The organism is Geodermatophilus poikilotrophus (genome assembly GCF_900111455.1).
In the GTDB taxonomy this organism is placed as follows: Bacteria; Actinomycetota; Actinomycetes; order Mycobacteriales; family Geodermatophilaceae; genus Geodermatophilus; species Geodermatophilus poikilotrophus.
This window is the reverse complement of the sequence record NZ_FOIE01000001.1, coordinates 975731-981730: the sequence shown is the minus strand read 5'-3', so window position 1 is coordinate 981730 and position 6000 is coordinate 975731. Positions and strand designations below refer to the sequence as shown.

Below are 6000 nucleotides of genomic sequence, written 5' to 3'. Positions count from 1 at the left end.
GTCGCGGGGCTCGCGGCGGGACCCTGCAGCGGGGCCGATCCAGCCCGTCACCGGGCACCCGGCGGCGGCCGGGGGAGCGCGTCCCCCGGCCGCCGGTGCGCGTCACGGGAGCTGCAGCACCTGGCCGACCGCGATGCGGTCGGGGCTGCTCAGCTGGCCGTTGGCGGCGTACAGCGCCTGCCAGCCGCCCACGACGCCCTGCTCCGAGGCGATGCGGCCGAGCGTGTCACCGGCCTGCACCGTGTAGGTGCCTCCGCCGGCGGCCGGGGCGGGCGCCGCGGCCGCGACCGCCGGGGCCGCGCCGGCCTCGGGGGCCGAGGGGTTCAGCCCCTTGCCGCAGGTCGGCCAGGCGCCCGGACCCTGCACGTCGAGCGTGCGCTCGGCGACGGCGATCTGCTGCGCCTTGGTGGCCAGGTGGGCGTTGGGCGCGTGGTCGTGGCCGCCGAAGGCGGCCCAAGTGCTCGCGCTGAACTGCAGGCCGCCGTAGTAGCCGTTGCCGGTGTTGATGGCCCAGTTGCCGCTGGACTCGCACTGGGCGACGGCGTCCCAGTCGTTGGGGGCCGCGGCCGAGGCCGGGGCGGCGAGGACGCCGAGCGAGACGGCGGCGGCGCCGCCGAGCACCACGGCGCCGCGGCGCAGGGCGCGTGCGGACGTGCGGGAAGACGAGGACGAGCGCATGGGGGACTCCCGATCCGCCGCCTGCGAGGTGAGCTGTCGGGTTCGGAGCGATCGGTGCCCCGGCCGTGCGCGCACGGCTTCACCCCGAGGTGCCCGGCCGGACCGGCCGGGCACCGAGATGGGTCCCCCACCCCCGTCCTGGCTGTGCAGGAGGTACGGCGGCCGACGGACGGGGTTCGGCGGATCGGCTCCGGCACCCGGTCCCTGGTGGGGGGTGCCGGGACAAGGTAACGGTCAGGTCACGGCGGTACACCTCGTGCCGCAGAGGCAACGGGGGTGGCACGGCCGGCCGCCGGGGCCGGGACCGGACAGATCACCTGGTCACGTCCCCGCGGGCGCGCGTGCACCCGCGGGGACGTGACCTGCACCTCAGTTCGCCTCGCTGCCCCGTCCAGAGGCTCGCCGCGAGCCTGCGAGCGGTGGGGAGGACAGTGGCCCTCTGCAGGTCCCGCCGCGAGCCTGGTGACACGGGAACGGCCACCCTCCAGGGGCCCGCGCCGAGCATGCGAGCCGTGGGGGGAAGGGTGGTCCTTCTTCAGTCGCGGACGAGCAGGGCGACCGGCAGCCGTTCGAGCAGCCCGGCCACCGGCAGCCCCTCGGCGTCGGAGACGAACCGGCCGCCGGTGAGCAGGTCGCGCCAGGCCCCGGTCGGCAGCCGCAGCGCGGTGTCGTCCCAGCCGGCGATCGACAGGCCCACCGGCAGCCGGGTCGCCACGGCCACCACGCCACCACGGTCGAAGGCGACCACGTGGTCGGCGGCGACGCCGGTCGCCTGCACCGGCTCGTACCCGGCGAACCACTCCGGGTGCTCCCGGCGCGCCCGGAGCACGCGGGACACGACGAGCAGCTTGGCGGCGCCGGTCTCGTCGACCGAGGGCACCTCGCCGGCGTCCAGCTGCGCCAGCAGCCGGCGGCGCTGGTCGTAGTCGACCGGACGGCGGTTGTCCGGGTCGACCAGCGAGAGGTCCCACAGCTCGGTGCCCTGGTAGACGTCCGGGACGCCGGGCATCGTCAGCTGCAGCAGCTTCTGCGCCAGCGAGTTGGACCGGCCGAACGGCGCGATGCGCGCGACGAACCGTTCGATCTCGGCGTTGGTCCGCTCGTCGTCGTAGGCCGCGTCGACCATCTCGTGCAGCGCGGTCTCGAACTCCTCGTCGACGTCGGTCCAGGTCGTCGACGTCCCTGCCTCGCGCGCCGCCTTCTCCGCGTAGCCGTGCGCCCGCTCGCGCGACAGCGGCCAGGCGCCGACCAGGTTCTGCCACACCAGGTGCGCCAGCGGCCGGTCGGGCAGCGGGTGCCGGGTCAGCAGCCCGCGGACCAGGTCGGCCCACTCGGCCCCCAGCTCGGCGAGCACGGCCAGCCGGGCGCGGGTGTCCTCGCTGCGCTTGGTGTCGTGGGTCGACAGCGTGGTCATCGACTCGGCCTTGCGCTCCACGCGGCGCTGCTGCGCCTCGTGGAACTCCGCGACCGTGCTGCCGAACCGCGCCGGGTCGCCGCCGACCTCGTTGAGCATGACGAACCGCGCCCACCGGTAGTAGGCGCTGTCCTCCACACCCTTGGCCATGACCGGGCCGCTCGTCTGCTCGAAGCGGGTCGCCGCCTCGGTCCCGGCCTGGGAGAGCACCGGGTGCAGCGCGTCGAGCGCGTCGGTGAGGTCGGGACGGCGTTCCCGCACGGCGGCCACGGTGGCGTCGAGGTGCTCGCGGCCGTCGGGCAGGTAGGAGCGGTAGACCGGGAAGCTGGCCAGCAGCTCGGCCAGCGCCTCGGTCTGCTGCTCACGGGGGACCACGGCAACGCCCGCCCCCCCGAGCTCACCGATGACCCGCACCAGCCGGGCCACCTCCGAGCCGAGGATCCCGTCGGTCACCTCGCGCTTGCAGTCGTGCACCAACTGCGCGTAGTCGACCGGGGCGCCCGAGAGCTCGGTGTCCAGCGCGCTCAGCACGGCCTCGCCGTCCGGGTCGACCAGCACGTCGTCGACCTCGGCGAGGGCGTCGTAGCCCGTCGTCCCGGCGGTCCGCCACGACTCCGGCAGGTCCTCCCCGGGCTCGAGGATCTTCTCGACCACGGTCCACCGGCCGCCGGAGGCCTCGGCCAGCCGGTCCAGGTAGCCCTTGGGGTCGGCCAGGCCGTCGGGGTGGTCGATCCGCAGCCCGTCGACCGCGCCGGCCTCGACCAACCGCAGCACCAGGTCGTGCGTGGCGCGGAAGACCTCCGGGTCCTCGGCACGCAGCCCGGCAAGGGTGTTGATCGCGAAGAACCGGCGGTAGTTGAGGTCGCGGTCGGCGCGCCGCCAGTCGACCAGCTCGTAGTGCTGCCGGTCGTGCACCTCCTGCGGGGTGCCGCCGTCGGTGCCGGGGGCGATCGGGAAGCGGTTGTCGTAGTACCGGAGCTCCTTGCCGTCGGGGGTGTCGACGACCTCCAGCTTCTCGACGTCGTCCGCCGACCCCAGCACCGGGACGCGCACCCGGCCGCCGCCGAAGTCCCAGTCGATGTCGAAGGCACCGGCGTGGGTGCTGTCCCGGCCGTGCTGCAGCACGTCCCACCACCAGGGCGCCTCGGCGGGGTCGGCGACGCCCATGTGGTTGGGCACCAGGTCCAGCACCAGGCCGAGCCCGCGCTCATGCAGCGCCGCGACCAGCCGGTCGAAGCCGGCCCGGCCGCCCCGCGACTCGTCGATGTGCGCGTGGTCGACGGTGTCGTAGCCGTGCGTGCTGCCCGACGCCGACCGCAGCAGCGGCGAGGTGTAGGCGTGGCTGACCCCGAGGTCGGCGAGGTAGCCGGCCAGGGAGGCGGCGTCGTCCAGGGTGGTGTCGGCGGTGACCTGCAGCCGGTAGGTCCCGGTCGGGACCTCCCGGCGGCGGTCCTCGCTCAGGGGCTCGCTCACGGACGGCCCGCTCACGAACGACGGGGCGCGCTGAGCACGACCATCGACCGGTCCTGTAGGGTCAGCGTCTCGCCGGGCTTGAGCTCCCGCGGCTCCACCGCGTCCATCTCGGCGGTGTCGAGGACGACGGTCCAGGCCCCGGCGTACTCCTCCGAGGGCAGGCAGAAGTCCATCGGCTCGTGCGAGGCGTTGAAGGCCAGGTAGAAGTGGTCGTCGACCACGATCTCGCCGCGCTCGTCGGTGGACCGGATGCCGTGGCCGTTGAGGTACATGGCCAGCGACTTGGCGAAACCGGCGTCCCAGTCGTCCTCGGTCATCAGGTCACCGGCCGGGGTGAGCCAGGCGACGTCCTGCACCGGGTCGTCCTGGCCGCGGCGCACCGGCCGGCCGTGGAAGAACCGGCGGCGGCGGAACGTCGGGTGCTCGTGGCGCAGCCGGGTCACCAGCTTGGTGAACTCCAGCAGCCCCTCGTCCACCTCGTCCCAGTGGATCCAGGTCAGCGGCGAGTCCTGGCAGTAACCGTTGTTGTTGCCCTGCTGGGTGCGGCCCAGCTCGTCGCCGTGCAGCAGCATCGGGACGCCCTGGCTGAGCATCAGCGTGGCCAGGAAGTTGCGCCGCTGCCGGGCGCGCAGGGTGAGGACCTTCTTGTCGACGGTTGGTCCCTCCACACCGCCGTTCCAGCTGCGGTTGTGGCTCTCGCCGTCGTTGTTGCCCTCGCCGTTGGCCTCGTTGTGCTTCTCGTTGTAGGAGACCAGGTCGTTGAGGGTGAACCCGTCGTGCGCGGTGACGAAGTTGATGCTGGCCACCGGACGCCGACCTGAGTGCTGGTACAGGTCGGCCGAGCCGGTGAGCCGGCTGGCGAACTCGCCGATCGTCGAGGGCTCGCCGCGCCAGAAGTCGCGGACGGTGTCGCGGTACTTGCCGTTCCACTCCGTCCACAGGGCGGGGAAGTTGCCGACCTGGTAGCCGCCCTCGCCAACGTCCCACGGCTCGGCGATCAGCTTCACCTGGCTGACCACCGGGTCCTGGTGCACCAGGTCGAAGAAGGCCGACAGCCGGTCGACCGCGTGCAGCTCGCGGGCCAGCGTCGACGCCAGGTCGAAGCGGAAGCCGTCGACGTGCATCTCGGTGATCCAGTAGCGCAGCGAGTCCATGATCAGCTGCAGGGCCTGCGGAGTGCGGGCGTTGAGCGAGTTCCCGGTGCCCGTGTAGTCCATGTAGTACTGCGGGTCGTCCTCGACCAGCCGGTAGTAGGCCCGGTTGTCGATGCCCTTGAACGACAGCGTGGGGCCGAGGTGGTTGCCCTCGGCGGTGTGGTTGTAGACCACGTCGAGGATGACCTCGATGCCCGCCTCGTGCAGGGTGCGGACCATCCCCTTGAACTCCTGCACCTGCATACCGTTGTCGGTGTTGCTCGCGTACTCGTCGTGCGGCGCGAAGAACCCGATCGTGTTGTAGCCCCAGTAGTTGCGCAGGCCCTTCTGCTGGAGGGTGTCGTCCTGCACGAACTGGTGCACCGGCATGAGCTCGATGGCGGTGACGCCGAGGTCCTGCAGGTAGGAGATGACCGCCGGGTGCGCGATTGCCGCGTAGGTGCCGCGCAGCTCCTCCGGGACGTCGGGGTGGGTCATCGTCAGGCCCTTGACGTGGGCCTCGTAGATGACGGTCTTGTGGTACGGCGTCCTCGGCGGGCGGTCGACGCCCCAGTCGAAGTACGGGTTGACGACGACGGACTTCGGCATGTGCGGGGCCGAGTCCTCGTCGTTGCGCTCACCGCTGTCGAAGTCGTAGCCGAAGACCGACGGGTCCCAGTCGATCTGGCCGTCGACCGCCTTCGCGTAGGGGTCCAGCAGCAGCTTGTTGGGGTTGCAGCGCAGGCCCTGCGAGGGGTCGTACGGGCCGTGCACCCGGTAGCCGTAGCGCTGGCCGGGCTGGATCCCCGGGAGGAAGGCGTGCCAGACGTAGCCGTCCATCTCCGGGAGCCGGATGCGGGTCTCGGTGCCGTCGTCGTCGAAGAGGCACAGTTCGACCTTCTCGGCCACCTCGCTGAAGATCGCGAAGTTGGTGCCGGTGCCGTCGTAGGTCGCGCCGAGGGGGTAGGCGGTTCCAGGCCACACCTGGGTCATGGACGAGGTCCTCCTGTGCTGGCGCCCCCGGGACGCCGGGGGCGGGTGGCCTCCCCGCCGCGGGGCGTGCGTGGGGAGGTCGGCGCACGTGGTGCTCCGGGTGGCCGTTGCCCGGACTCGTGGCCGTCCAACCCTCCGGAGGGCGACAGTTGCGGAGACCTCGCTCACGACGCCCGGGCGGAGGAGCGCCCCCACGACGACGCCCCCCGCGGAGGTCTCCGTGGGGGGCGTCGTGCGCAGGTCCGGCCGGGGCAGCGACGCCGGGTCCGACCTCGTCCGGGGCGCAGGACCCCGGGTGGCACTGGTCCT

General features: G+C 72.9%; 3 protein-coding genes and 1 riboswitch. All 3 genes read right to left on the bottom strand.

Going from position 1 to position 6000, the window contains the following annotated elements; genetic code table 11:
* Positions 1 to 102 precede the first annotated feature (102 nt).
* Positions 103 to 678, bottom strand: a complete 576-nt coding sequence (locus tag BMW27_RS24265; RefSeq protein WP_091439618.1) for a LysM peptidoglycan-binding domain-containing protein — start codon at positions 676 to 678, stop codon at positions 103 to 105.
* Positions 679 to 681: 3 nt separating this feature from the next.
* Positions 682 to 849: riboswitch (cyclic di-AMP (ydaO/yuaA leader) on the bottom strand.
* A gap of 364 nt (positions 850 to 1213) precedes the next feature.
* Positions 1214 to 3565 (bottom strand): malto-oligosyltrehalose synthase, encoded by a 2352-nt coding sequence (gene treY / locus BMW27_RS04480; protein WP_091439876.1) that lies wholly within the window; start codon positions 3563 to 3565, stop codon positions 1214 to 1216.
* An 11-nt stretch (positions 3566 to 3576) separates the two neighbouring features.
* Positions 3577 to 5691, bottom strand: a complete 2115-nt coding sequence (glgX, locus tag BMW27_RS04475) for a glycogen debranching protein GlgX (protein WP_091439615.1) — start codon at positions 5689 to 5691, stop codon at positions 3577 to 3579.
* Positions 5692 to 6000: the final 309 nt, after the last annotated feature.